The following is a 25,617-nucleotide window of genomic DNA, read 5'->3' as shown; positions in this document are numbered from 1 at the left end:
CGCCTCATGGCGCTCTTTTCTTATCTCTGCGTGTCGTTTGCTGACGCAGATGATTTCAACAAAAGGAGCTTGCCATGCAACACAATCCCCGTTTTTTGGCGCTGGTTGACGGGATCCGCTCCCGCATCACCGAAACCGATGTTCACCAGATCAAGCGCTGGCAGGACGAAGGGCGCACGTTTCACCTGATCGACGTGCGGGAAGAGAGCGAGTGGGCCAAAGGCCATCTGCCCGGAGCCCAATATCTGGGTCGTGGAGTGATTGAGCGGGATATCGAGACCCTGTTCCCGGATCCCGAGACCACGCTCTATCTCTATTGTGGTGGCGGTTTTCGCTCCGTACTGGCGGCCGACAATTTGCAACAGATGGGTTATCGCAACGTAATCAGTGTTGACGGCGGTTTTCGCGGCTGGCTGGAGGCCGGATACCCTGTCGAATCCTGATTTATTTGATGGAGAGGGGCTCAGCTACATGACAAAGTGGCGGCTGACCTTTACCATATGCGGGGTCAAGCGTAAGCGTCGGAGTGTTCATTGAACGTCAGGAAAGGGATTGGATACCTCCTTGGTATCCTGTTGCTGCTACCCATGTGGGGTTGCAGCAGTAGCAGTCATGTCAACACCCCTAAGGTTCCCAAGGCGCAGCCTGCTTCACTGGTATTGGCGACCCCCCTGCAGGTCTCCTACCAAAGCGAGTTGGCGCTCGCCCGACTCGGGCAGATGCTGAGTGAAATGGAGTTGACCACGGAGCAACGGGCCGAGTTGTTCTATGAACGTGCCGTGGTGTTTGATCGCGTCGGCTTGCGTTCCCTTGCCCGTCTCGATTTCAACAGGGCCCTGCGGGAGAAACCGGATTTCGCTGAAGCCTACAACTTCATCGGTGTCTATCTGGTACAGCAGCAGAACTACGACGAAGCCTATGAGGCATTCGACTCAGCCCTCGAGCTGGCACCCGATTATGACTATGCCTACCTTAACCGCGGTATTGCCCTCTATTACGGTAATCGTCCCGAGCTGGCAGCGGCCGATATGAAGCGTTTCTACGAAGCGCAGCCGGAAGACCCTTATCGGGTGATCTGGCTCTATCTGGCCGAGCAGAAGCTCAATCCCGCTGCGGCCATGAGCCGGATGCGCGAGCGCCTCAACAAGTACGATGACGACGCCTGGAACTGGGATCTGGTTCGCCTCTATACCGGCGAGATCAACGCGTCCCAGCTGATGGGCAACGTGGTGAAAGGGGTGAAGGATAACCGGGAGCTGGCCGAGCGCCTGTGTGAAACCTATTTCTATCTGGGCAAGTTCGAGTTGGGCAAAGGCAACCGCAAGGAAGCCATCAGCTACTTCAAGCTGGCGCTCTCCAACAACGTCTATGACTTCATCGAGCACCGCTATGCTCTGCTCGAACTGGAGTTGATGGCGCGCAAACCCTTGCCGCCGGGTGCCCAGAGCAAAGGCGAACAGCCCTCCTGAATGGAGATGGCGATTACCCGGTGATAAAAAACCTCGATATGAGGCTAATGCCAGTCAGTAAAGCCTGACTGGCATTGTTTTTATCTGCTTTTTCACACCCACTCCCGTGGCTTGGCTCCATGTCACAGTGAGCTTCGTGTCGCTAATCCACACAACCCTACCAGTTTTTCCAACTCTGCCGCCCGCCTCTGAATAATGAACGGGCACATCTGATCCATGCAGCTCAACAGATGGATGGGGCCGACTCCGTGTGAAACCCGGTCGGCTCGTCGTATGCCTCCTGATATGGGTGATTCTCTTCCCTATCGCGGTGGGCGACTGGTTGACTATCGCTGCTCTTGTCCGATTCCTGCCGGACTGCCTCTCTCATAATGGGTGAGGCTGACGATAGGGAGTAAATATGCGTGCTGGCCCGTGCTTTTACACTCCGTTACATCTGCTCGTCCTGTGACCGCCCCATAATGGTCCTTGGTCTCCTAACCCTGTTCGATGGGAGGTGGATCAGTAGTCGATAAAGTGGAGATCACGAGCAATTTCCTGTCAGCACGGAGGCCTGGACGACGGATGTCACAGAGCGTATCAAACCAGGTGATCAGACGAATGCTGGGAGCCTGCCAGCAGCAGGGGGGCGATCCCGATGCCATTTTGATGGCGGGCGGCCTCACGTCGTTCGACATCGAGCGGGAGCAGGGCCGTCTGCCGGCCCACAGCCACTACCGGATGCTGCAACTGATGCAGCCCTATCTGGCCATTTTTCACGAAACCATCCTCTCCTACGACATCGGCCAGCTCTACCAGCACTATCCACCCCTCATCAGCCTGTGCCTGAACCAGCCATCACCGCGGGCGGCGCTAGAGATGCTGCTGGCCTATCGCCCCATCATCGGCAGTTGTGACGAGCTGCGGGTGCGGCGGGGGGCGCAGGCCAGCCAATACCTGTATGTCAATCAGGGGCCCGCCAGCCTGGGGGCGAGTCAGGCCATCCCCAACTTCATCATGCTCTACCGGATTTTGCGGGTCTATCTGGCGGATCCTCGGGTCTCGGTGGGCTTCACGGGGCGGCCGCCACCGCGCCATCAACTGCTGGACCAGTTCTTCGCCACTAGCTGCCGCTGGGAGCAGGGGGAAAACACCCTGACCATCGACAATGCCCAACTCGACTGCCCCAGCCAGTGCTACAACGAGCCGCTGGGTCGTCTGCAACTGGCCCAGCTGGCGCAGATCTGCGCCGACATCGCCGAGCGGGCCCCCTTTGCCTGTCTGGTGGGGGAGCGGATCCGCCACAAGATCCGGGAAGGGGAGCTGGAGAGCAACGAGAGCCTGCTCAAGGAGGTGTGCGCGGCCATGAATGTCAGCCGCTGGACCCTGAATCGCAAATTGCAGGGGGAGGGGAGCAGTTTCTCGACCCTGCTGAGGGAAGCGAGGGTGAGCGAAGCCTGCCGCTTGCTGGGTGAGGGGGATCAACCGCTGCAGAGCATCAGCGATCGGGTCGGTTTCTCGTCCCAGAGCGCCTTCAACCGCTTCTTCAAGGCCAACACCCGGATGACGCCGCTGGCCTATCGCAACGCCCGCCAATAAAAACGGGACCGGTGCAAGGCCGGTCCCGTGGGCGGGTCATTGCTGGGCAATGTTCGGGCAAGGCCGGGCTGGGGGCCCGGCCGTGCCTGCCTTTGTTAGCGGGTGATGGTGGTGACGCTGGCGGGATCCACCCCGGTCGGCAGTGCCAGTGCCCCTGGCGTGGTGTTGCTCACCACGATCTCCTTGCTAACCGTGAAGCTGACCGGCGTGCTGGCGGAGACATCCGACGAGGGGCTGATGTAGGCGCTGTAGCGGCCCGGCTCCACGATCCACTGGTTGCTGGCCTCATCGAAGCTGGCGAGGATGCTGGCCGGAATGGTGAAGCTCAGCTGTTCGCTGGCCCCCGGTGCCAGTTGCGCCGTCTTGGCAAAGGCCTTGAGCTCGATGAGCGGTTTCTTCAGCTTGACCTCGGGGGCGGTCACATAGACCTGGGCCGCCTCCTTGCCTGCCACGGCGCCGGTGTTGGTGATGGTGGCGGTCAGCACCAGGTTGCCGGCGCTGCCGTCCGCTAGGGTATTACTGGCGATGGCGGGGCTGGTGTAGCTGAAGCTGGTGTAGGAGAGACCGAAGCCGAACGGGTAGGAAACCGCCTGCTCGAAGGTGCTGTAGTAGCGATAGCCCACGTAGATCCCCTCGTTGTAGTAGAGATCGTCCGGTTCGCCGTCCCCGTCGGTGTCCTCGCCCGGGAAGGTGCCGGCGGAGGGAACGCTGGCGTAGCTGTGCGGGAAGCTCTGGGCCAGCTTGCCGCTCGGGTTGACCGCGCCGGAGAGCACGTCCGCCACCGCGTGGCCGGTCTCCTGGCCAGCCATGTAGGCCAGCAGGATGCCATCCACCTTGTCGCTCCACTGGGCGGTATCGATGACGCCGTTGACGTTAAGCACCACCACCACCTTCTTGCCCTGGGCGTGGAAGGCGCTGCTCACCGCGTCGATGAGGGCGCGTTCGTCATCACCGAGCAGATAGTCCCCCTTGCCGCTGCTGCGATCCGCCCCTTCCCCGGCCTGGCGGCCGATGCTGATGACGGCGGCTTGCTGGGTGGCTGCCGCACTGGCGATCAGCGCCGCCAGATCGCCGCTGATCGGTGCCTCGGCGCAGGTGTAGTAGCCCTTGGCGCCAAATTGCCCCTCGTGATAGACCTTGTTGTTCTCGTAAAAATCGCGGTAGTAGCTCTGCAGCGCCTCGTTGACCGGGAAGCGTGCCGCTAGTCCCTGCGCGATGGTGGTGGTGCTGGCGGCGTTCACATCGCCGCTGCCGGTGCCGCCCTTGTAGGTGTTGATCTGATTGATGCCGAAGCTGGCCAGGGTGCTGCTTGCCGCCAGCGGCAGGGCCGCGGCCTCGTTGCGCAGCAGCACCATGCTCTCGGCGCCGGCCTGACGGGCCAGTTTGGCATGGGCGGTCAGATCCGGGCTGTTGCTGATGGCCAACTGGCTGTAAGAGGGGCTCTTCATCACCAGGGTCAGGATGTGGATGGCGGCCTCGTTCACCTTGGCCTCGTCGAGATCGCCGTGCGCGATGGATTGCTGCAACTGCTCCTTGACGTTGCCCGGCTCGATCAAATCTTGCCCCGCCAGCACCTGCTTGTAGGCGTTGTTGGCCACGTCGCCGGCAAACCAGTCGGACATCACCAGGCCGTCAAACTTCCACTCGCCGCGCAGAAGGTCGGTCACCGCATCCTTGCGCTCGTTGACATAGGTGCCGTTGACCTTGTTGTAGGAGGTCATCACCGCCCAGGGCTGGGCCTCGTCTACCGCTATCTGGAAGCCGCGCAGGTAGATCTCGCGGAAGGTTCTCGGTTCGCCGATGTCGTTGATCTGGTTGCGGTTGGTCTCGGAGTTGTTGCCGAAGTAGTGCTTGATGGTGGTGCCTACCCCGTTGCTCTCCACCCCGTTGACCATGGCGGCGCCGATTTTGCCGGTGAGCAGGGGGTCTTCCGAGTAGTACTCGAAGTTGCGGCCATTGAGCGGGTTACGCTGGATGTTCATGCCCGGGGCCAGCAGGATGTCGACCCCGTACTGGCGCACCTCGTCCCCCATGGCTTCGCCGACGGCCTTGACCAGCTTGACGTCCCAGCTGGAGGCGAGCAGCGAGCCGATGGGCCAGGCGGTGGCATAGTAGCTGGCGCTGTCACCGTCGCGGTTGGCGTTGATCCGCACCCCGGCCGGCCCGTCCGCCAGTTTGAGGGCCGGAATGTCGATGCCGTCCGCGCTGCGCAGCACGCCGTTGATGTAACCCGCCACGCCGGGCACGTCCTGCTTGACGTTGATGGCGCCGTTGGCACTGCCGTAACCGGGGCCGGAGAGCAGGTCCAGCTTCTCGCTCAGGGTCAGCTTGGCCACCATGGCCTCGGCCTGGCCGCGGTAATAGGCATCGTCCTTGACCAGGGGATCCGAGTCATTCTGGTTGCAACCGACCAGCAGGCCGGCCAGCGCCAGGCTGACACCCAGTGAAACCGCTTTCAATTTTGTGGTGATAGGCATGAAGACGTCCTCGTAACTGTCTGAATAAAAATACAAAGGAGATATCGACACCGGGCGCAAGGCATCCGCCCGGGCTGGGCCGCTCTGCTGGCGGCTGCCATTGGATATCGCAAGGAAGGCCGAACGTGCCGGTGGGCCGGCGTTTGGCTGCAGGCAGGTTAACAAGCCGGGCGATGGCTGCCTTGCCCCGAGGGAGCGAGAAATGTGCCGGCGGGAGCAAGGGGGCCGAGTTGTGAGCAAGGTCGCATCGAAAGGCGGTGCCAAAGCAAAGGTGGGGGTGGCAAGAGGGGAAAGGGCAGGGGAGAAGGAGGGAAAACGGATGGCCTGACGGCCAATGAGGATGGCTGCGATCAACACGCGAGGGGGCCGGCGGCCCCCTCGAAGATCAGCTGATATGCCCGGGCAATGGCCCGGGACGGCTCACTTGGGCTGTTTGAGGGCCCCGGCGAGTTCAATCTGCACCTTGACCCCCTCCTGCTTGAGCGCCGTGGCGACGGCGTTCAGATCGGTGCCCGGTTTGGCCTCCAGCAGGGCGATACCACCACTGCTCTGTTTGAAGTTCAGGCTGTGGCGAGTCGCCAGCGCCTTGGCGGTGGCATCGTCAGCTTCCACCAGCAGGGTGCCGCTTACAGTCAGCTCGGGGCTGGCGGCCCCTTGCATCAACACGTCACCGCGGCGCAGGGTTTGCTGCGGAACCTTGCTGTCAAGGCTGCGGGCGACCCGCTTCTTGCTGCCGTTGTCAGGAATGAGGTAGGTCTGGCCGTTCACCTCTATGGTGCTGTACTGCTTGCCATCCATGGTGACGGACTCCTCGGCGCAGAGCTGTCCCGAGAGGGGGGCCAGCAGGGTTGCCAGAAGCAAGGTAACAGGTTTGTTCATGGTAATACTCCTAGCGTGTTAGCTGCGGTTGGCATCGTGACCCAGGACCCGCAGGGACCATGAGATCAGCTTGCCCGGTTGACGGTTGTTGCGCTCGGTCAGGGCGGTGCGCTCACGGGTCTCGCGATTGAGCAGAGAGACCTGACGGGTACCGTTGGCAACGTCGGTTACCTCCAGTCGCCATGTGCCTTCCGCCGATTCGCCGTAGAACTTGTTGGATAGCATCCGCATGTCGCGCAATCCCTTGGTTCGCACAAAGCCCAGTTGCTGCAGGTCGAGAGATTGGCCGACCAGGCTGTTGAAGGGGCTCAGCAGGATGCTGCGGGTGCCAGCGGGGGAGACCAGTTCGATCAGCAGATCGGGCAGACGCTGGTGATCCAGACTCACCATCACCTGAACCGCTTCTACCGTCAATGGTGTCGCGATGCGGGTTGTCGAGTTGGTCGGGCTGTTGCCCACATCCGGGATGGCAGCGGCACTGCCGCTGACATTGATCTTCTGCCACGGCAGTTGCACCAGCGGGGGCAGGGGCTGGTGATTGGCTGCCAGCTCAAGGGCCTTGTTGACGTCGATCAGACCAAAACCGTAAGTCGGGCTGAACCACATGCCGGCGGCGTTGCGCTCCCACCCTTCAAGCCCTTTCACATCACGCACCTTGCCGGTGCTGCTGGTGTAGCTGACCAGCACGGGCTGATGTTTGGCATCGACCCGGGTTGCGCTGCGCGCCAGCAGATCCCGCAGGTCACGTACCGACAGATCCGGGTAGGCGGACATCAGCAGTGCCATGGCGCCCGAGGTGCTGGGGGTGGCGGAGGAGGTGCCGTTCATGACGCCGTTGTAGTCGCAACTTGCATCCAGCTGCGGGTTGCCGTGCAGCCGGTTGGTGCTGGGATCGTCGGTGCGGTTGTAACCCATGTCGCAGCCGGGCAGATCCGTGGTCACCATCGCCGGAGAGTCGGTGCCGTATTCGCCGCCGGTCGCGCTCAGGAAGATGTTGCTGCCGACGCTGGAGTAGGAGGATCTGACGCCATCGGCGTTGAGCGCGCTCACCACCAGGTTCCAGAAGTTGCTGTTGGAGGGATCGAGGTTGCTGTTTTCAAACGGCAATTTGGGACCATTGCCGGTGCGGTTAAGCACATAGCCGCCCGCCGCTATCTTGTTGAAGCCGTTGCCGGCGGCCTTGATATAGGCCGCGCCCTGCGCCTTGAGGGTCTGCTGTTCAAACAGGCGATCAAGCTGGGATTGATCCAGAGAGTTGGCTGAGCGGGGATCCACCACACTCATGCCGTAGCTCTGGTTGAACACCCGGTTGTCGCGGCTGGCATCGCTGTCGCCAAGGGCGTAGAGCCAATCTTTCTGCAACTGCTGGCTGTTGTCATCCAGCAGGTTGAACCCCTGCAACTGGGCTCGCGGGGCAATCCCCTTGGTCCCGATGGCGTTGTCCACCGCTGCAATGATGCCGGAGACCGAGGTGCCGTGGGCCGAATCCGGATCGGTCGGTGTCGGGTCATCGCTGCCGGTCACCACGTTTTTCGAACCTGGGCGCACGTTCTCCGCCAGATCCGGGTGGGCGATAGCCAAGCCATCATCCACCACGGCCACATTGACTCCCTGGCCCAGCACACCGGTGCGATGAGCCCACCAGAGGTTGAGATCATTGCCCGCTATACCGCCACGGGCGCTGAATCCATCCTGGCCGCTGTTGAGCAGATACCACTGCTGATCCTGCAGGGGATTGGCACCTGGCATGCAGCGCTCGGTGCTGCTGCGTCCGATATCCATGCCGCTCTCCTTGCCGGTGAGCGGCGCACAACCTTCATTTGCCTGAACGAGCGCACTGGGCAGGGTCGACAGCAGTGCTGTGATCGCCAGTGCTAACGATGTTTGCTTCATTATTTTTTTAACTCCATCTTGGATCGCACTCATCCTGAGTGCGACGGAAATCTATACACGGGTGACAGGGGTTCAAAAAGAACCATTTTCAAAAAACGCAATGAGGTTCAAAGAAATCCGATTCAGTTTGTGGTAGGTATTCCAATGACACTGGTTATGTGTTCTATTGAGAATGGTTCTCACCGCTCGCTACTGATCTTTTTATCTGTAATTCACTCATCTCGCGACTCTCCTTCGCCGCAGCCATCTCGATTCGGGGCAATCCCGAGGGGAGCTCGTGCGCTCTTGGAAATAAACGGCATGGTGATGTGTGCCAATGTGAGTGCTGGTATGCGTTCGGGTGAGCCTGCAAGAGTGATGAGGTGGGGGTGGGTCAGTGGTTTATTGCTTGGCGGCGGTGGATGGCTCTGTTATGGTAACCAAAATAGCCGTTTGGATGGCTAGATTGCTGCGGTTTGAGCGGCCTAATCTCTGAGAGCCACCCCGCCGCAGTCCCATAGCTTGATGCGTACCTGACAGGGAGTCCCTATGCCGTTTCGTTCCTACTTATCTTCTCCTTTGACTGCTTCCTTGCGCGCCACTGCTGGCGCCAGCACCTTTATTGCCGCGATGGCGGTCGGGAGCCTCTCTTTTTCCGCGGTTGCCGCCGATGCGTCCTTGCCGACCAAACAGGAGATCGTGATTGGTACTACGGTGGGGGATTTTGCCGACATGGTGACCGACTCCATCCAGCCGCAGCTGGAGGCCAAGGGGTACAAGGTCAAGCTGGTGGAGTTCACCGACTATGTGACCCCCAATATTGCTCTGGCTGACGGATCACTGGATGTGAACTGCTTCCAGCACAAACCCTATCTGGAGAGTTTTGCCAAAGATCGCGGCTTGTCGCTGGCGCCCATTACCCAGGTGCCAACCGGCCCGATGGGACTCTATTCCGGCAAGCTGGCAGCACTCGACAAGGTGAAAGAGGGGAGCACGGTGGCCATCCCCAACGATCCCACCAATCAGGCGCGGGCGCTGTTGATGCTGCAGGATCTTGGTTGGCTCACTCTCAAGGAGGGGATAAACCCGCTCAAGGCGAGCGAGTTTGATGTGGTGAACAATCCGCACAATCTCAAGCTGGTACTGCTGGAAGCCGCGCAGTTGCCCCGCTCGCGGGAGGATGTGGACTTCTCGGTGATCAACGGTAATTTTGCCGCCTCCAGCGGAATCCCGTTCAGTGAAGGACTGTTTCTGGAGCGCAGCTACGATTTTATCAACTGGGTGGTGGTGAAAAGCGCAGATGCGGACCAGCCTTTTGCCAAAGATGTGGCGGCGGCCTACAACTCGGCGGCTTTCAAAGCCTATGCAGCCAAGCGTTTCGTTGGCTACAAGTACCCGCAAGGGTGGGGTGGCTAACAGTCGTGAACGTGGCCCGGCTATACAACGAAAAACGCCCCGAATTCGGGGCGTTTTTTATGGTATCAAGCCATCAACGGGCGCTTCACTGGTTGCGATAGAAGCGGTTCAGCTCGTTCATCACCTGGATCATGGCGCCCATATCCGGGGTACCGTGCTTGATCGGGCGATAGCTGTTGCGCTCCAGCAGTTCGAAGTCACCCTGTTTGTTGAAGTGGGTGATGGTGTCCCCTTCATAGATGGCGAAGTCATTCTGATCCCCTGCCAGCAGCCAGTTGCGCGGGCTGGTATCAAACAGCGAGCGGCCAACGCTGTAATCGCGCGCCGGATTGCGCACGCCCAGCATCCCCTGCATCAGGGTCGGCGCCAGATCGAAATGGCTGCTCGGTTGTTCCCGAACGTCACTGCCGCGCCCCGGCCAGGCCACTACCAGCGGTACCTGCACCTGATAGGGTGAGTAGTTGCTGCCTGCGCCCCAGCTGTTGCTGCGGGTGTCGTTGAACTCCTGACCGTGGTTGGAGGTGATGACGACGATGGTGTTGCTGTCCATCCCCTGCGACTGCAATTTGGTCAGCATCTGCTCAAGCAACTGGTCGGTATAGAAGACCGAGTTCTTGTAGCGGTTTTCCAGTTTTTGCAGGTTCTCCGCCCGATAGGCGGTCGCCGGATTGAAGTTGGCGAGCTCCGGTTGGAACGGCCCCTTCATGGTGGCGGGTAACTGGTAGTCGCCTGGGCTCGAGAGATAGACCAGCGAGAACCAGGGACGCTCGGGAGAGCGCTTCTCCAGCCACTGTTGCCAGTCAGTTAGCAGCTTGCCATCGTCACTCTGCTCGGAGACAAACACCTGTTTGCGCAGACCGGCGAGGATGCTCTTGCGATACTTCTGGGCATCTTCCATCGCGCCGAATAGCCCGAACTGGTAATCCTGGCGCAGCATCTCGTCGAACAGCACCGGCGGACGCTTGTCGCTGCTGATGTCCTTGTAGTAGTGACCGGGCAACCCGTAGAAGAGGCTGAACATCCCCATCAGGTCGTCGTTGCCGCCACTCAGGTGATTGCGGAACGTCAGATGCTGATCCGCATAGCGCTGCAGATTGGGCATGTTGATGTTGTTGAGCATGTCAAAGCGCAGCGAATCGACCACCACAATCAGCAGATTGTTGTGAGTCAGGGGGGCGTTGACGTTGAGCGGGCGCAGCGGATAGTGCATCCGGCTGTCGCTGTTATCCCCCTGGGAGGCAGCCTGCTTCTCGTACTGATCCAGATCCAGCCAGCCATGTTTAGCCAGGAAGGAGCGGGCCGTCATGGGGTAGGAGAGGGGGAAGTTGGCTCTCTGCATGGTGATCGGCTGATAGAGGGTCGCATCGGCCCAGCTGTTGACCACGTGGGTCAGAATAAAGCAGATCAGCAGGGCCAGTCCCACCTGGTTGCCGTACTGGCGGCGCTTGCGCTTGTTGATCTTGCGCCAGACATAGGCCGACAGCAGCAGTTGCAGCAGGAAGATGGTGGGCACGGCAACGAAGATGATGCTCCAGATTGAGCCCTCTTCGGTTTGCGCCTGATCCAGCAGCAACTGCCATACCTGACTGTTGAGGTGGAACTTGAACAGCCGGAATACCTGGGTGTCGATCAGCAGCAGCACCAGCGCCAGGGTAGCGATGATGGCCGAGATGAACCGCAACGACTTCTCCTTGGGCAGCACGAAGCTGAGCGGGAAGATCGTCAACAGGTAGGTGACAAAACTCAGAAACGAGAAGTGGCCAATCCAGCTTACAACGAGGTAGATCACGCCAAGCGTGGTCGATGGCCAGCTGATGGCACCCAGATAACGGGTGGCGATGAGCATGGCCAGAATAATGTTGAAGAAGGAGAACCAATGCCCCCAGGTGATCAGGCGAGAGACATTATCACGATAGGGGTTACCGGTTTCGACCATAGTGATCCATCTGCGTTGAGAAACGTCAAATCAACAGAGTCGGGGACTCAGTGTGCGTCGTGGCGATTATCGACCGATGCGGTCAGGGCCTGGACAAACTTTTCAGTGATGGCCTGGCGCTGGGCCGGTGCCATACCGTTGATGATATTGGTGGTCAGATTGCCAAGCACCATAAGGCTGAGATCCACCGGCGCTTTATGCTTTTCCAGCGCGGTGATCAGGTCGTTCATCAGGGCGTCAAATTGCTCGTTATTGTACTTTGATACGATAGGCATAATCTTCAGTTCATCTCGGTTCAAAGCGCCTTATAATACTTCACCCTTTCGGCTAACACTATGGCTTTGTGACATGAGTCTCGATATCGACAAGATCATTCTTCACTCCTTGCGCCAGGGCGGCGATGGTCAACCTCACGCCGATACCCGCAGCCAGCTTCTGCCTGCTGACGAGGCAGTACAGGGGCTGATGGCGGAGCTGCACCGCATTTACAATGGCAAGGGGGGCAAGGGCTTTGGCTTTTTTGCAGACCCCGAGGCCGCTGTCGCCGAGCTGGCGGACGGTGAAGAGGCCCCCAAACAGCCTTCTCCCCTGTTTCGCATTGCGCTGGAAAAACTGCTCGACGAGCAGCTCGAATTTGTCCCCTTCTCGGTGGAGATGACCCAGCTGCTGGTCAGGCAACTGGTGGAACATGCCCTCGACGAGCAGGGGGTACTGCTGTTTGCCAAGTACAACTATGTGGGGGTTGATTACCTGATGATCGCTCTGCTGGAAGGCAAGGAGAGCGTCACCGTCAGCGAAGCGCTGGAATTGCGCCATATCCAGTATCTGGATATCGGCAAACTCAATCTGGTGGCCCGCATCGATTTGACCGAATGGAAAACCCAACCTGATTCGCGCCGCTATATCACCTTCAGCAAGGGGCGCATTGGCCGCAAACTGGGCGACTTCTTTATGGATCTGCTGGGGGCCCGCGAGGGGATGGATGCCAAGGTGCAAAATAAAGGCTTGCTGCAGGCGGTAGAAGATTATTGCGACAGTCGCCAGCTCGAACCGACCGAGCGCAATGACTATAAAAAGCAGGTCTTCAAATATTGCACCGAGCAGGCGAGCGCCGGTGAAGAGATCGAAATCAAGGAGCTGTCAGCGGAATTGCCCGGCGATGGCGATCTCGATTTTTACAGCTTTATCGGTCAGGAGTATGAGCTGGAAGAGCGTTTCCCGGCTGATCGCTCTACCCTGCGCGGCTTGACCAAGTTTGTCGGCTCCGGCGGCGGCCTGACTTTGAGCTTTGAGCAGAAACTGTTGAACAGCCGGGTGTTTTATGACCCGCAGACCGATACCCTGACCATCAAGGGGGTGCCGCCCAATCTCAAGGATCAGCTGCTGCGCCAGTCATAATGTGATCCGGCCTTCATTTTTGGCAAAAAGACACCGCAGTTCGCTGCGGTGTCTTTTTATTTAATGGGGCAGGGGGTAGCGAAAGCAACTCGGTGCTTTGTTAACAAATTAAACAGAATTATCCATGTGAAAGGGTTTTCAATGAGGTGAAAACCCTTTCATTCATGTCTTTTTATTTCTATTTGGTAATTTAATTTCTTGTGTTGGCGAGAAATATGCCAATAAATGGCGCTAACCCCCTGAAATAAGAAAATGTTTTCAAAACTTTCTGGAAGGAAATACGTAATTGCATTTCAAAAATGCGAGTTGCGTCATGTGAGCCGTTTGCCGCTTGGGATAATATTCATCTCGCACACAATGCTCTTACAGCGCGGAACTAATACAAGGAAAGGCTCATGAAAAAGAAATTGCTGTCATCCCTGATCGGTCTGGCCACTCTTGGCGTCGCTTGCTCTGCTACTGCTGCCATCGATGAAGGCCAGCTGACCATCTGGATCAACGGTGACAAGGGATACAACGGTCTGGCTGAAGTGGGTAAGAAGTTTGAAGCAGAAACCGGCATCAAGGTTACTGTGGCTCACCCGGATCAGGTTGAAGTGAAATTCCAGCAAGCCGCCGCCACTGGCAACGGCCCGGACATCTTCTTCTGGGCTCACGACCGTTACGGTGAGTGGGTCAAAGCCGGTTTGCTGGTTCCGGTAACGCCGAACGCTGCCACCAAAGGCAAATTTGAACAGCTGGCATGGGATGCCATGACTGTTGATGGCAAAACCTATGGCTACCCGGTTGCCATGGAAGCAGTCAGCCTGATTTATAACAAGGACCTGCTGCCCGAGCCGCCGAAAACCTTCGAAGAGATCGCCAAGATTGACGAGACTCTGAAGAAAAACGGCAAGCGCGCCATCATGTGGGCTTATGACACCCCGTATTTCAGCTATCCGCTGGTGGCTGCCAACGGTGGTTACGCCTTCAAGAAAACCGCTACCGGTTATGACGTCAAAGATACCGGCGTGAACAATGCAGGTGCCAAGATGGGCGTGGGCTACATCTCCGAGATGATCAAGTCTGGTCACCTGGAAAAAGGCATCGACTACGGTGTGATGGACGCCAAGTTTAACAAGGGCGAAGTGGCCATGATGATCAACGGTCCCTGGGCCTGGAGCAACCTGGACAAGAGCGGCATCAAGTACGGCGTAGCGCCGCTGCCGACCCTGAACGGCAAGCCGGCCAAAGCCTTCGTTGGCGTACTGGGTGCCACCATCAACGCCGCCAGCCCGAACAAGGATCTGGCTATCGAGTTCCTGGAAAACTACCTGCTGACCGATGCCGGTCTGGCGCCGGTTAACGCCGACAAGCCGCTGGGTGCCGTTGCGCTGAAATCCTTCCAGAAGACCCTGGAATCCGATCCGCACATCAAGGCCACCATGCTGAACGCCCAGGCTGGCGAGCCGATGCCATCCGTTCCCGAGATGAGCCGTTTCTGGTCTTCCTTCGAAACTGCCCTCAAGAACGTGACCTCCGGTCGTCAGGGTGTTGACGAAGCTCTGGATACCGCTGCCAAGCGTATCGTTCAGTAAGCACGCACTACCCGGGAGGCCGTCATGGCCTCCCACTCTCTCAAATCTCTCTTGGCGTTATAAAGGTTAATTGGCATGGAAGTAGTACCTTCTGTTGAGTCCTATGCCGGTCCGAAGGATAAGCACACCTGGCTTAAGTGGACCATAGCGGCCCTGGTTGCCATCCTCAACGGCTACGCAGCCGTGATGATGTACGCCAGTGGCGAGTGGGTATTCGCGCTGCTGGATCTGGTGGTGGTTTCCGTCGGTCTGTATGTCTTCATGAACAAGAAGACCTATGCCCATCGCTACATCTTTCCGGGTGTTGCGGGCATGGTTGTGTTTATCATCTTCCCTCTTGCCTACACCATTGGCATTGCCTTCACCAACTATTCGGGGTCCAACTTGCTCTCCGTGGAGCAGGCGCGGGACTACCACCTGAAGAAAACCTACAAGGTGGCGGGCGGTGAATTCGATTTTACCCTGCTGGGTGGCGACAACGGCCAGTTCCAGCTGCTGCTGACACAGGATGATCAATCCTTTATCAGCCAACCTGTTTCCCTGATGACCAACAAGGCCCGTGAGCTGGCGTCCCGCGAGGGCCGTGTGCAGAACACCCAGCAAGTGGTCGAGCTGCAGCCCTTCACCGGCGAAGCGGCCAGCAAGGCCGCACCGATCCGCGCCATTGTTGAGCATCGTACTCACCTGAGTGACCTTGATCTGGTGCTGCCGGATGGCGGTACCCACCTGACCCTGAGCAGCCTGCGCAAGTTTGCCGCCCAGAAGCAGCACTACACCCGTCTGATGGATGGTGCCGTGCTCAAGTCCGGCGTGGTGATCAAAGACAGCAACCTGCTGCGTGATACCCAGAATGGCGAGCTGATGCTGCCCAATGGCGAGACCGGCTTCTATCAGTACATCGACGAACAGGGTCAGTTTGTCGGCAAGGGTATTGCTCCGGGCTTTGTGGTAAGCGTCGGTTGGAAGAACTTCGCGCGCATCGTCACCGATCCGGGCATCCAGTCACCCTTCCTGCAGATCTTCATCTGGACCGTGATCTTCTCAACCTGCTCCGTCGCTTTCACCCTGGCTATCGGCATGGTGCTGGCCTGTCTGGTGCAGTGGGAAGAGCTCAAGGGGCGCGGTTTCTATCGGGTCATGTTGATCCTGCCCTATGCGATCCCGGCGTTTATCTCCATCCTGGTGTTCAAGGGGTTGTTCAACCAGAACTTCGGTGAGATCAACATGTTCCTGGAAGCGGCGTTTGGCATCAAACCGGACTGGTATACCAACCCCTTCCTGGCCAAGGTGATGATCCTGATTGTCAACACCTGGCTCGGCTACCCCTACATGATGATCCTCTGCATGGGCCTGCTCAAAGCCATTCCGGAAGATCTCTATGAAGCGTCCGCCATGGATGGTGCCGGTCCGGTACAGAACTTCTTCAAGATCACCGTGCCGCTGCTGATGAAGCCGCTGACACCGCTGTTGATTGCCTCGTTCGCCTTCAACTTCAACAACTTCGTGCTTATCCAGTTGTTGACCAACGGTGCGCCCGACATCATCGGCGCCAGCACCCCGGCCGGTACCACCGACTTGCTGGTGAGTTATACCTACCGGATTGCGTTCCAGGGATCGGGTGGTCAGGACTACGGTCTGGCCAGTGCCATCGCCACCGCTATCTTCCTCATCGTGGGTGCGCTGGCGCTGCTCAACCTGAAATTGTCCAAAGCCGACAAGCAGCTGTAAGGAGGCTTCAACATGGCAATCGTACAACCCAAATCAGTCAAATACCGGGTGTGGGCAACCCACCTGGTCATGTGGGGCTTCCTGGCGCTGATCATCTTCCCGTTGATCATGGTTATCGCCATCTCGTTCCGTAACGGTAACTTCGCGGTAGGGGAGATCATCCCCTCCAATCCAACGCTGGATCACTGGAAGCTGGCGCTGGGCATGTCCATCACCAACGCTGACGGCAGCATCACGCCGCCGCCGTTCCCGGTGCTGACCTGGTTGTGGAACTCCATCAAGATCGCCGGCATCACTGCCCTGATGATCGTGACGCTCTCCACCACCTGTGCTTACGCCTTTGCCCGCCTGCGTTTTCGTGGCAAGTCCACCATCCTGCAGGGCATGCTGATTTTCCAGATGTTCCCGGCTGTGCTGGCACTGGTAGCCATCTACGCGCTCTTTAACAAGATTGGTGACTACATCCCCTGGCTCGGTCTCAACACCCACGGTGGCCTGATCCTGGCGTACATGGGGGGGATTGCCCTGCACGTCTGGACCATCAAGGGCTACTTCGAGACCATCGACTCCTCCCTGGAGGAGGCTGCGGCCATCGACGGTGCGACCCCGTGGCAGGCATTCCGTCTGATCCTGTTGCCCCTGTCGGTGCCCATCCTGGCGGTAGTGTTTATTCTGGCCTTTATCGGTTCCATTACCGAGGTGCCCATGGCCTCCATCCTGCTGCAGGATGTGAACAATCTGACCCTGGCGGTCGGGGCCCAGCAGTACCTCTATCCGCAGAACTATCTGTGGGGTGATTTCGCGGCGGCCGCAGTGCTCTCCGGTTTCCCCATCACAGTGGTCTTCCTGCTGGCACAGCGCTGGTTGGTTGGCGGTCTGACTGCTGGTGGTGTGAAAGGTTAAGTTTATGGCCGGGGGAGCTGACTCCCCCCGCTATCACGATTTGCAAAGATTCAAGAGCGGAGCTCGTCATGGCTGAAGTAGTACTCAACAACGTTCGCAAAAATTACGATCCGGCTGTTCACAAGGACACCCTGCGCAATATCAATCTCTCCATCAAGGAGGGCGAGTTCATCGTCTTCGTCGGCCCGTCCGGCTGTGGTAAATCCACCCTGCTGCGGATGATCGCGGGTCTGGAAGACATCACCAGCGGTGAGCTGACCATCGGTGGTCGCTACATGAACGACGTGCCGCCGGTAGAGCGCAACGTCGGCATGGTGTTCCAGTCCTACGCCCTTTATCCGCACATGAACATCTACGAGAACATGGCCTTTGGTCTGAAGCTCAAGAAGATGGACAAAGAGAACATCCACAAGCGGGTGATGCGCGCCGCCGAGATCCTGGGTCTCGAGCCGCTGCTGGACAGAAAGCCCAAGGCGCTCTCCGGTGGTCAGCGTCAGCGGGTCGCCATCGGTCGCTCCATCGTGCAGCAGCCGCAGGTGTTCCTGTTTGACGAACCGCTCTCCAACCTGGATGCCGCCCTGCGGGTCAAGATGCGGATCGAGATCGCCAAGCTGCACAAAGAGCTTAACTCCACCATCATCTACGTGACCCACGATCAGGTGGAAGCGATGACCCTGGCCGACAAGATTGTGGTGCTGAGCCCGCTCAAGGCCGAAGCTGCCACCAACCTGGAACAGTTCGGTTCACCGCTGGATCTCTACCACAACCCGGACAACAAGTTCGTGGCGGGCTTTATCGGCTCTCCCAAGATGAACTTCCTGGCGGGCGAGTTGCTGGAGATTGGCGAGCAGGAGTGCCTGGTCAAGTTGACCTCTGGCGATACCGTGCGGGCCCGGGTCGATGCCCGCAGTGGCGCTGTGGGTGACAAGGTGGAGCTGGGTATTCGCCCCGAGCACCTGATGCCGCTGGATCACCCCCATGCGCACAGCAAGGTGAGCGGGATCGTGCAGGTGGCCGAGCACCTGGGGGCCGAGTCCTTCGTTTATATGGATGTGGATGGTCACGACTTTACCGTCAAGGCCACCTCGGATGTGGATGTGGCGACCGGTCAGACTTACAGCGTGGGTATCCCGGCCGAAGCCTGCTACCTGTTCGATGCCAAGGAGCAGGCGTTCCCTCGTACCGCCAAATATATCCGTACCTGATTTTTTGTTGTGCCGGTTTTCCTTTCTTAATAATCAATGCCTTTTTGCCGGTCGTCAGACCGGCTTTTTATTGCCTGCGATTTGAACATGCAGGTAGGCAAGGTAACCCGGTTCAAGCCTCGAGTTCGGCGGTAATATCGGGCACAAAGGTCTGGCTGGCCAGCGGCGGGCGCTCATACCCTTCGGTCTTGATGGGGGGGAGCTTGATGGGCTCGTAGTGGATCGCCTCGTAGGGCACCTTGCTCAGCAGATGGGCGATGCAGTTGAGGCGGGCACGGCGCTTGTCGTCCGCCTCCACCACGAACCAGGGACAATCCTCGGTGTCGGTGTAGGTGAACATGTCATCCTTGGCGCGGGAGTATTCCACCCAGCGCGAGCGGGACTGCAAATCCATCGGGCTGAATTTCCAGCGCTTGATGGGGGTGTTGATCCGCTCTTTAAAGCGCTTCTCCTGCTCCTCGTCACTGACCGAGAACCAGTATTTGATCAAGGTGATGCCGGAGCGGATCAGCATCCGCTCAAACTCGGGGCAGGCGCGCAGAAACTCGCGATACTCGGCATCGCTGCAAAATCCCATCACCCGCTCGACTCCGGCCCGGTTGTACCAGGAGCGGTCAAACAGCACCATCTCGCCAGCGGCGGGCAGGTGGGCCACATAACGCTGAAAGTACCACTGGGAGCGCTCCCGATCGGAGGGGGCGGGCAGCGCCGTGACCCGGCAGACCCGGGGGTTGAGCGGCTCGGTAATCGCCTTGATGACGCCCCCTTTACCGGCGGCGTCCCGTCCCTCGAACAGCACCACCACCTTCAGTCCCTCCTGTTTGACCCACTCCTGCAGCTTGACCAGCTCCTCCTGCAGATGGGCAAGGTGGTGCTCGTAGCACTTCTTGTCCAGACGCGGCCGCTTCTTGCTCTTCTCCTTCGCCATGGGCTTCTCCTTTTGGCATCCTTTCATGGGTGACTTCTTTGAGTCACTGTCAGCTTGCACCAGGGAGGCGTCACCTGCCAAGGGGGACGTGATACACTGCCCGCCCATCGCTGGCAACAGGAGATAACATGAAGCATTTTATGGAGATAGCGGGCCGCCGGATGGCCTATCTGGATGAAGGGCAAGGGCCGGTGCTGCTGTTTGGCCACAGCTATCTGTGGGACAGCGCCATGTGGGCGCCGCAAATCGAGGCGCTCAAGGGCAGCTATCGCTGCATCGTTCCCGAGCTGTGGGGCCACGGCGATTCCGATCTGCTTCCGGAAGGCGCCTGCACGCTGGCAACCCTGGCGCGCGATCACCTGGCGCTGCTCGATGCCCTCGGGGTCAACGAGTTCGTACTGGTGGGCCTCTCCATCGGCGGCATGTGGGGTTTGGAGCTGGCGCACATGGTGCCAAACCGCCTCAAGGGTCTGGTGCTGATGGACAGTTTTGTCGGCCTCGAGCCCCAGATCACCTGCGAGCGCTACCTCGGCATGCTCGCTGCGATCGAGCAGCTTGGTTCAATTCCTGCCCCCATCATCGAACAGGTGGCGCCTATCTTCTTTGCCCGCCAGCCTGATGAGGCGCTGATGAGTGGTTTCAAGGCGCGTCTGGCCGCTTGGCCAAACGAGAAGATTGCCGCCATGGTGGCGGTGGGCCGCAGCTTTGTGACCCGCGAAGATCGTATCGAGTGGCTGGAGGAGATCATCACTCCCGCACTGGTGATGACCGGCTGCGAGGACAAGGCCCGTCCGGTGCTGGAGGGCTATCTGATGGCCGAGGTGCTGGGTTGCCCATTCAGGGAGATCCCGATGGCTGGCCACATCTCGTCGCTGGAAAATCCGGCCTTCGTCAATCAGCAGCTGATCGATTTTCTGGCGGCGCTGTAAGCCTGAATTGGACGCCTGAGCAGGCTGTACGACCAGCCTGATGGTCGTGAAAAAGGGAGCCGAGGGCTCCCTTTTGTTTGGTCGTGTCTCACGGTTCAAGACTCATAACGGTTACCAGATATAGCCCAGCGCAAAACCCGCATAGAGCTCGCCATCGTGCTGGACGATGGGGCTGTTTTTGATGTCCCGATCATACCATTCGTAGTTCATGGCAAACATGCCAATCCAGTTGGGGCTGAAGCGGTAGCTGGTGACGAGGGCCGTCATCGGGGAGAGGGTGGTACCGGTATCCCAAGCAGGCCGCTGGGCGGTTGCCTCGCTCTCGGAGATGCCGCCGAAGTAGTAGTTGGCCATCTTGTCGCTGCGCAGCATCAGCCCCATCCCCGGCATGATCAGCAGGTTGCCGCGCAGGATGGGGAAGTCGGCCCACAGCAGCAGCTCCTGCCCCTTGCTGCGGCCGGTGACATCGCTGTTAGCACGCACGGTCAGCAGGGCATAGGGGGTGATGATATTGCCACCGATCCCGCCTTCCAGCTGCCATTTTCGCTGCTCCATGCCAGTAAAGGCCGGAGAGTCCTCGGGATCCAGATTGCCAAAACGGACCCGGCCATAGCCGTAGAGGGCCAAGTTCTCATCCTTGTGGAAGTAGTAGCGGGCCCGATCCCCCAGAAACATGAATTGGTCGCCGAAGTAGATAAAGCCGGGGATGGCGTAGAGGCTGTTATCTTGTGCTTCATAACGGGCCTGTCCCCCGATGAGCGCCGCACCGGCGACAAAGCCCTGTGGCACCGGGCTGGTAGGGCTGTCGCTGGTGAGCAGATCCATGGCGCCAAGATCGATATCGGCACGCGCTGGCATAGCGGCAGCGAGGAGCAGGGCCGTCAGCCCTGCCGCTCTGATTTGACGAAAAAAGGTCATGGACACTCCGTTGTCACGATTGCAGGGGAAGCAGGTTATTTTGCGGCACTGGGCATCTCTTCGCGTTTTGGCCAGGCATTGATCACCGCCTTGACCAGGGTGGCGAGGGGAATGGCGAAGAAGACTCCCCAGAATCCCCACAAGCCGCCGAAGACCAGCACGGCGATGATGATGGCCACCGGATGGAGGTTGACCGCTTCCGAGAAGAGCACCGGCACCAGCAGGTTGCCATCGAGGGCCTGAATGACCAGATAGGCCACCATCAGCCAGGCGAATTCGGGGGTGAGCCCCCACTGGAACAGGGCGACCATGGCTACCGGAACCGTCACCACGGCGGCGCCGATATAAGGGATCAGCACAGAGAAGCCGACCGCGACCGCCAGCAGCACCGAGTAGCGCAGTCCCATCAGGGCGAAGGGAACATAGGTGGCGATGCCGACGATGAGGATCTCGATCACCTTGCCGCGGATGTAGTTGATGATCTGGTTGTTCATCTCGACCCACACCCGGTTGACCAGGGTGCGGTTGCGCGGCAGGAAGCGGCGCAGGCTGCCCATCAGTACCCGCTTGTCTTTGAGCATAAAGAAGACCATCAGCGGCACCAGAATAAGGTAGATCATGATGGCGACCACATTGACCAGCGAACTGAGGGAGGCGCTTACCAGATGCTCGCCGCCACTGAGGATGCGCTGGCGAATATTGTCGATGACGGTCTCCACCAGACTGACGTCGATGAGCTCGGGGTATTTGTCAGGCAGGGTGCGGACATAATCCTGAGCGTGGGTCAGCATGGCCGGCGCCTCTTTGGCCAGATTGATCCCCTGACTGACCAGCGTCGGGATAAGACCCAGCAAGGAGGCGACTGCTACCGCAATAAAGAGGATCAGAATGACGCTGGTGGCCAGGGTGCGCGACAGCCCCGCTTTTTGCAGCCGGGCGACCGGCCACTCCAGCAGATAGGCCATTACCAGCGCTACCAGCAGGGGGGCCAGCAGATCGCCAAACAGCCAGATGATGGTGAAGCAGAACACCAGCAACAGGAAAAGGGTAACGGCATCGGGATCGGAAAAACGGGTCTGATACCAGCGCTTCAATACTTCTAACATGACGGCATCCTTACATCACTGGGGCTCAAGATGGTTGTTTCGCCCCGACAACCAACTGCAAAGAGAGGGTTTTGTCCGCTTCTTGCTGCACCTCGACATGGTGGCCCTGACGGTGCAGATAGGCCGGAATATCCTGCCGGGAGCCCGTATCGGCCAGCCGGATGGTGACGGTTTGACCGCTTTTGGCCTCCCTTAACCAGAGCTTGAGCCGGATCAGCGGCTCGGGGCAGCGCCAGGGGGTCAGGTCGAGAATTTCCATGGGGGCTCCATCAGGCAGGTGGCCGCTATTATGGCCGTGATAAGAGCGTGAAACAACGCTTGTAGCCCTTGATGGGCAAGGGTATTCTGCCGAGGCCCTTTCTGATGGAGATAGAGATAACGTGGCACGTTTTTCCCCCCTGATGGCATCGCTTCCCCTGCTGGCTTCCCTGATGGGCGCCACGTTTCATGCCGAGGCCAACAATCAGCTTCCCGACATCGGCACGGCCGGGGTTGCTGCCCTGCCCATCGAGCAGGAAGTGCGTTACGGCAACGCTTTTATGCGCTTTGCCCGTGCGGGTCTGCCGATCATCGATGATCCGGTGCTGAGCCAGTACATTGATGATCTGGGTCAGCGATTGCTGACCAACGCCGATGGGGTGCGTTTCCCGTTTACCTTCTTCCTCATCAATGATCCCAGCATCAACGCGGCCGCCTTCCTCGGCGGGCGAGTCAAGGTGCACACTGGTCTATTCCTCTACGCCGACAGCGAGAGCGAGCTGGCCTCGGTACTGGCCCACGAAATCACCCACGTGACCCAACGCCATATCGCCCGTTATATGGAAGCGCAGGCGAGCAGCTCGGCGGTGACCCTGGCCGGTCTGGTGGGCTCCATCGCGCTGGCGGTGATCAACCCGACTGCCGGTATCGCTGCGTTGCAGACTACGCTGGGCCTCTCCATGCAGTCGGCCATCAACTACACCCGCGACAACGAATATGAAGCGGATCGCATCGGCATGAAGACGCTTTATGATGCCGGTTTCGACCCCATGGGGATGGCCAACTTCTTCCAGAAACTGGCTGCCGAATACCGTTACGCCAGCAAGCCGCCGGAAATGCTGCTCACTCACCCGCTGCCGGAGACCCGGATCAGCGAGGCTCGCGCTCGGGCGGGCAGCTATGGCCGCCGCGACTTGCCGCCCAGTCTCGACTTCTGGCTGGCCAAGGTGCGGATTCAGGTGCGTTTTGGTACCGATACCCCGCAGGGGCTGCTGAGCTACTTCGATAGCCGGATCCTGAAGGGGGATTACCCGCTCAAGGATGCCGCCATCTATGGCAAGGCGCTGGCGCTGATCCAGCTCAAGCGCACCGACGAGGCTGATACTCTGATGCAGGAGCTGGCGGCCCGTCATCCGGAAGATCTCTTTATCGTCGATGCCCAGACCGACATCGATCTGGCCAAGGGGCGCAGTGCCCAGGCCATCGCGCGTCTCGAGAAGTTCCGCAGCCGGATGCCGGATAACGAAGTGGTGGTGGTCAACCTCGGCAACGCCTACCTCGAGAGCGGCAACTACAAGAAGTCCATCGCCATCCTCGACCCCTATGCCCGTGCCCATGAGGAGAACAATCTGGCCTGGAACCTGTTGGCCGATGCCTATCGCAAGGCGGGCAGAATGACCGAGCTGCATATGGCGCGGGCCGAGATGCTCGCGCTGCGCGGGGATTATCAGGCGGCCATCGACGAGCTGATCGTGGCGCGCGGTACCACCAGCGATCGGATGACCCTGGCTCGTCTGGAGGCGCGCATCACCGAGCTGGAGCGGGCCAAGAAGGATCTCGACAGCCTCAAGGGCTAACGAAACCTATCAAACAAGGGCGCACTATGGTGCGCCCTTGTTGTTTATGGCGGTGGCGTTGATGTGGGGGACGGTGATAGCAGCGATGGGCTAGTGACTCATGCCGCTGGCGGTCGCCTTGAGCATCTCGATCTGCTGCTGGTCGAGCTCGCCGACCAGCGTCTGCTTGAGCTTGCCCTCATTATCGAGCAGATAGCTGGTGGGCAGGCTGCTTGGGCGAGGGAAGGGGAGCCTGGCATCTTCATTGGCAATAAGGAGCGGCACCTTGATGTGATACTGCGCAGCCAGCTTGTCCAGCTCTGCTGGCGTGGTCGGGTCGTAGTTGATGGCCACCACTGTGATCTGGCCTTCTGCCGCCAGCCCGTTGAGGCGCGGCATCTCCCGCAGGCAGGGGGCGCACCAGGGGGCGAAGTAGTTGATCAGCAGCGGCTTGCCGGCAAAGTGGCGCAGGCTGACCGACTGCCCTGTTGCATCGGTAAATTCGGGGGCGGGTGTGCAGGCGCCCAGCAGGCCAGCCACAATCAGCCAACAAATTCGTTTCAATTCCTTTCCACTGCCGCTTACCCTGACCATCACTTTCCCCTACAATAGCGCCGTTTCTAGTCCCATCTTGCGATTAATCAGGGAGTTACCATGAGCGAGACCCAAATCTACCACAATCCGCGCTGCTCCAAGAGTCGCGAAACCCTGGCTCTGCTGGAACAGCACGGGATCGCCCCTGATGTGGTGCTCTATCTGGAGCAGGCCCCGAGCGAAGATGAGATCTGCAACCTGCTCTCTCTGCTCGGTTTTAGCGATCCCCGCCAGCTGATGCGCACCAAGGAGGATCTCTACAAGGAGCTGGGATTGGCCGATGTCAGCGGTGATGCCCTTATTCGTGCCATGCACCAGCATCCCAAGCTTATCGAGCGCCCCATTGTCATCAAGAATGGTCAGGCCCGCATTGGTCGCCCGCCGGAGCAGGTGCTGGAGATCCTCAAGTGAGCACCCGCTTCGCACGTTGGCTGACTCTGGTCGGCTTCTTCGGCCTGCTGGGCTGGGTCATCCTCTGGCATCTGTGGCTCTCGCCCCATCCGGACCTTAACCCCTGGCTGCTGCCGGTGATCTGGACGGTGCCGCTGCTCTTCCCTCTCAAGGGGATAGTGCAGGGCAACCCCTACACCCACGCCTGGGGCAACTTCGTGTTGATGCCCTATTTCCTGCACGCCCTCACCCTGATCACCACGGATGAGGGGGAGCGGTGGCTGGCGGTGGTGGAGCTGGTCTTCACCACCATCGCCTTTGTCGGCACCATCTATTACGCCCGACTGCGTGGCCGGGAACTTGGCTTAAGCATTCGCAAAAAGAAAGATGAAGCCAACTGATGACAAACGCCCCGCAAGGGGCGTTTTTTATGGCTCTGTCCCAATTACGTGTTGAAAGGCTAATCTTGAAGTAGGCCATCACCTTGAGGTCTACCATCA

General features: G+C 59.1%; 23 protein-coding genes. 13 read left to right on the top strand and 10 right to left on the bottom strand.

The annotated features are described in order from the left end of the window. Window positions 1-74: 74 nt before the first annotated feature. The 3 genes from G5182_RS19275 (at window position 75) to G5182_RS19265 (ending at window position 3,047) form a co-directional block, all read left to right on the top strand. Window positions 75-443, top strand: coding sequence for a rhodanese-like domain-containing protein (locus G5182_RS19275; protein ID WP_005344690.1), 369 nt, complete (start codon window positions 75-77; stop codon window positions 441-443). A gap of 90 nt (window positions 444-533) precedes the next feature. Then, window positions 534-1,469 (top strand): lipoprotein NlpI, encoded by a 936-nt coding sequence (gene nlpI / locus G5182_RS19270; RefSeq protein ID WP_005344691.1) that lies wholly within the window; start codon window positions 534-536, stop codon window positions 1,467-1,469. A gap of 600 nt (window positions 1,470-2,069) precedes the next feature. After that, window positions 2,070-3,047, top strand: a complete 978-nt coding sequence (locus tag G5182_RS19265; RefSeq protein WP_227342450.1) for an AraC family transcriptional regulator — start codon at window positions 2,070-2,072, stop codon at window positions 3,045-3,047. A 95-nt stretch (window positions 3,048-3,142) separates the two neighbouring features. Here the strand turns inward: G5182_RS19265 and G5182_RS19260 are convergent, their stop codons facing one another. From G5182_RS19260 to G5182_RS19250, 3 genes are all read right to left on the bottom strand, one after another. After that, on the bottom strand, window positions 3,143-5,524 hold the full coding sequence (locus tag G5182_RS19260) for a beta-glucosidase (protein WP_227342451.1): 2,382 nt from the start codon (window positions 5,522-5,524) through the stop codon (window positions 3,143-3,145). Window positions 5,525-5,944: 420 nt separating this feature from the next. Next, complete coding sequence (locus tag G5182_RS19255) at window positions 5,945-6,403, bottom strand: serine protease chaperone (protein WP_227342453.1); 459 nt, start codon at window positions 6,401-6,403, stop codon at window positions 5,945-5,947. An 18-nt stretch (window positions 6,404-6,421) separates the two neighbouring features. Then, entirely contained in the window at window positions 6,422-8,296 is a 1,875-nt protein-coding gene (locus G5182_RS19250) for a S8 family serine peptidase (protein WP_227342455.1), read from the bottom strand. Between the two features lie 609 nt (window positions 8,297-8,905). On the opposite strand from G5182_RS19250, the gene G5182_RS19245 reads away from it, so the two are divergent. Beyond that, window positions 8,906-9,691, top strand: a complete 786-nt coding sequence (locus tag G5182_RS19245; protein WP_227343033.1) for a MetQ/NlpA family ABC transporter substrate-binding protein — start codon at window positions 8,906-8,908, stop codon at window positions 9,689-9,691. An 85-nt stretch (window positions 9,692-9,776) separates the two neighbouring features. On the opposite strand, the gene G5182_RS19240 is transcribed toward G5182_RS19245, so the two are convergent. Together G5182_RS19240 and G5182_RS19235 are read right to left on the bottom strand one after the other, a co-directional pair. Beyond that, window positions 9,777-11,627, bottom strand: a complete 1,851-nt coding sequence (locus tag G5182_RS19240) for a DUF3413 domain-containing protein (protein ID WP_227342457.1) — start codon at window positions 11,625-11,627, stop codon at window positions 9,777-9,779. A 47-nt stretch (window positions 11,628-11,674) separates the two neighbouring features. Continuing rightward, window positions 11,675-11,902, bottom strand: coding sequence for a YejL family protein (locus G5182_RS19235; protein WP_005333874.1), 228 nt, complete (start codon window positions 11,900-11,902; stop codon window positions 11,675-11,677). 73 nt (window positions 11,903-11,975) lie between these two features. Here G5182_RS19235 and yejK point away from each other — a divergent pair, with 73 nt between their 5' ends. The 5 genes from yejK to G5182_RS19210 all read left to right on the top strand — a co-directional run bounded on the left by yejK (window position 11,976) and on the right by G5182_RS19210 (window position 18,438). Continuing rightward, window positions 11,976-13,025 (top strand): nucleoid-associated protein YejK, encoded by a 1,050-nt coding sequence (gene yejK / locus G5182_RS19230; protein ID WP_227342459.1) that lies wholly within the window; start codon window positions 11,976-11,978, stop codon window positions 13,023-13,025. A gap of 395 nt (window positions 13,026-13,420) precedes the next feature. Next, a complete protein-coding gene (malE, locus tag G5182_RS19225; RefSeq protein ID WP_005333871.1) occupies window positions 13,421-14,602 on the top strand; it encodes a maltose/maltodextrin ABC transporter substrate-binding protein MalE in 1,182 nt (393 codons plus the stop codon). Window positions 14,603-14,677: 75 nt separating this feature from the next. Beyond that, the gene (gene malF, locus G5182_RS19220) at window positions 14,678-16,330 is read left to right on the top strand and encodes a maltose ABC transporter permease MalF (RefSeq protein WP_005333870.1); all 1,653 of its coding nucleotides are present in this window, start codon (window positions 14,678-14,680) and stop codon (window positions 16,328-16,330) included. Window positions 16,331-16,342: 12 nt separating this feature from the next. Then, window positions 16,343-17,233, top strand: a complete 891-nt coding sequence (gene malG / locus G5182_RS19215) for a maltose ABC transporter permease MalG (RefSeq protein WP_005333868.1) — start codon at window positions 16,343-16,345, stop codon at window positions 17,231-17,233. Between the two features lie 68 nt (window positions 17,234-17,301). Next, window positions 17,302-18,438, top strand: a complete 1,137-nt coding sequence (locus G5182_RS19210; protein WP_005333867.1) for an ABC transporter ATP-binding protein — start codon at window positions 17,302-17,304, stop codon at window positions 18,436-18,438. Window positions 18,439-18,550: 112 nt separating this feature from the next. Here the strand turns inward: G5182_RS19210 and ppk2 are convergent, their stop codons facing one another. Then, window positions 18,551-19,366 carry a polyphosphate kinase 2 gene (ppk2, locus tag G5182_RS19205; RefSeq protein ID WP_005361444.1) on the bottom strand — a complete coding sequence of 272 codons (816 nt, stop codon included), beginning with the start codon at window positions 19,364-19,366 and terminating at the stop codon, window positions 18,551-18,553. A gap of 128 nt (window positions 19,367-19,494) precedes the next feature. Between ppk2 and G5182_RS19200 the strand changes: the two genes are divergently transcribed. Continuing rightward, window positions 19,495-20,295: an alpha/beta fold hydrolase gene (locus G5182_RS19200; protein WP_421254643.1), complete on the top strand. Its 801-nt coding sequence runs from the start codon at window positions 19,495-19,497 to the stop codon at window positions 20,293-20,295. A 111-nt stretch (window positions 20,296-20,406) separates the two neighbouring features. Here the strand turns inward: G5182_RS19200 and G5182_RS19195 are convergent, their stop codons facing one another. The 3 genes from G5182_RS19195 to G5182_RS19185 are packed head-to-tail and all read right to left on the bottom strand — an operon-like array spanning window position 20,407 to window position 22,578. Then, on the bottom strand, window positions 20,407-21,213 hold the full coding sequence (locus G5182_RS19195; RefSeq protein WP_227342462.1) for a MipA/OmpV family protein: 807 nt from the start codon (window positions 21,211-21,213) through the stop codon (window positions 20,407-20,409). A 35-nt stretch (window positions 21,214-21,248) separates the two neighbouring features. After that, the gene (locus G5182_RS19190) at window positions 21,249-22,319 is read right to left on the bottom strand and encodes an AI-2E family transporter (RefSeq protein ID WP_005352935.1); all 1,071 of its coding nucleotides are present in this window, start codon (window positions 22,317-22,319) and stop codon (window positions 21,249-21,251) included. A gap of 25 nt (window positions 22,320-22,344) precedes the next feature. Further along, complete coding sequence (locus G5182_RS19185) at window positions 22,345-22,578, bottom strand: sulfurtransferase TusA family protein (protein WP_042082352.1); 234 nt, start codon at window positions 22,576-22,578, stop codon at window positions 22,345-22,347. Between the two features lie 121 nt (window positions 22,579-22,699). Here G5182_RS19185 and G5182_RS19180 point away from each other — a divergent pair, with 121 nt between their 5' ends. Then, on the top strand, window positions 22,700-24,154 hold the full coding sequence (locus tag G5182_RS19180) for a M48 family metalloprotease (protein WP_408082987.1): 1,455 nt from the start codon (window positions 22,700-22,702) through the stop codon (window positions 24,152-24,154). 90 nt (window positions 24,155-24,244) lie between these two features. Here the strand turns inward: G5182_RS19180 and G5182_RS19175 are convergent, their stop codons facing one another. Continuing rightward, a complete protein-coding gene (locus tag G5182_RS19175) occupies window positions 24,245-24,727 on the bottom strand; it encodes a TlpA family protein disulfide reductase (protein WP_227342463.1) in 483 nt (160 codons plus the stop codon). Window positions 24,728-24,787: 60 nt separating this feature from the next. Between G5182_RS19175 and arsC the strand changes: the two genes are divergently transcribed. Together arsC and G5182_RS19165 are read left to right on the top strand one after the other, a co-directional pair. Continuing rightward, entirely contained in the window at window positions 24,788-25,138 is a 351-nt protein-coding gene (arsC, locus tag G5182_RS19170) for an arsenate reductase (glutaredoxin) (RefSeq protein ID WP_227342465.1), read from the top strand. Then, window positions 25,135-25,518: a DUF2069 domain-containing protein gene (locus tag G5182_RS19165; RefSeq protein WP_005344724.1), complete on the top strand. Its 384-nt coding sequence runs from the start codon at window positions 25,135-25,137 to the stop codon at window positions 25,516-25,518. The genes arsC and G5182_RS19165 overlap by 4 nt, the downstream gene beginning before the upstream one ends. Window positions 25,519-25,617: the final 99 nt, after the last annotated feature.

This window comes from Aeromonas sp. 600948 (genome assembly GCF_049174875.1).
Taxonomy (GTDB): domain Bacteria; phylum Pseudomonadota; class Gammaproteobacteria; order Enterobacterales; family Aeromonadaceae; genus Aeromonas; species Aeromonas veronii_A.
The sequence above is the reverse complement of the archived record's forward strand: the minus strand, read 5'-3'. Positions and strand labels throughout refer to the sequence as shown.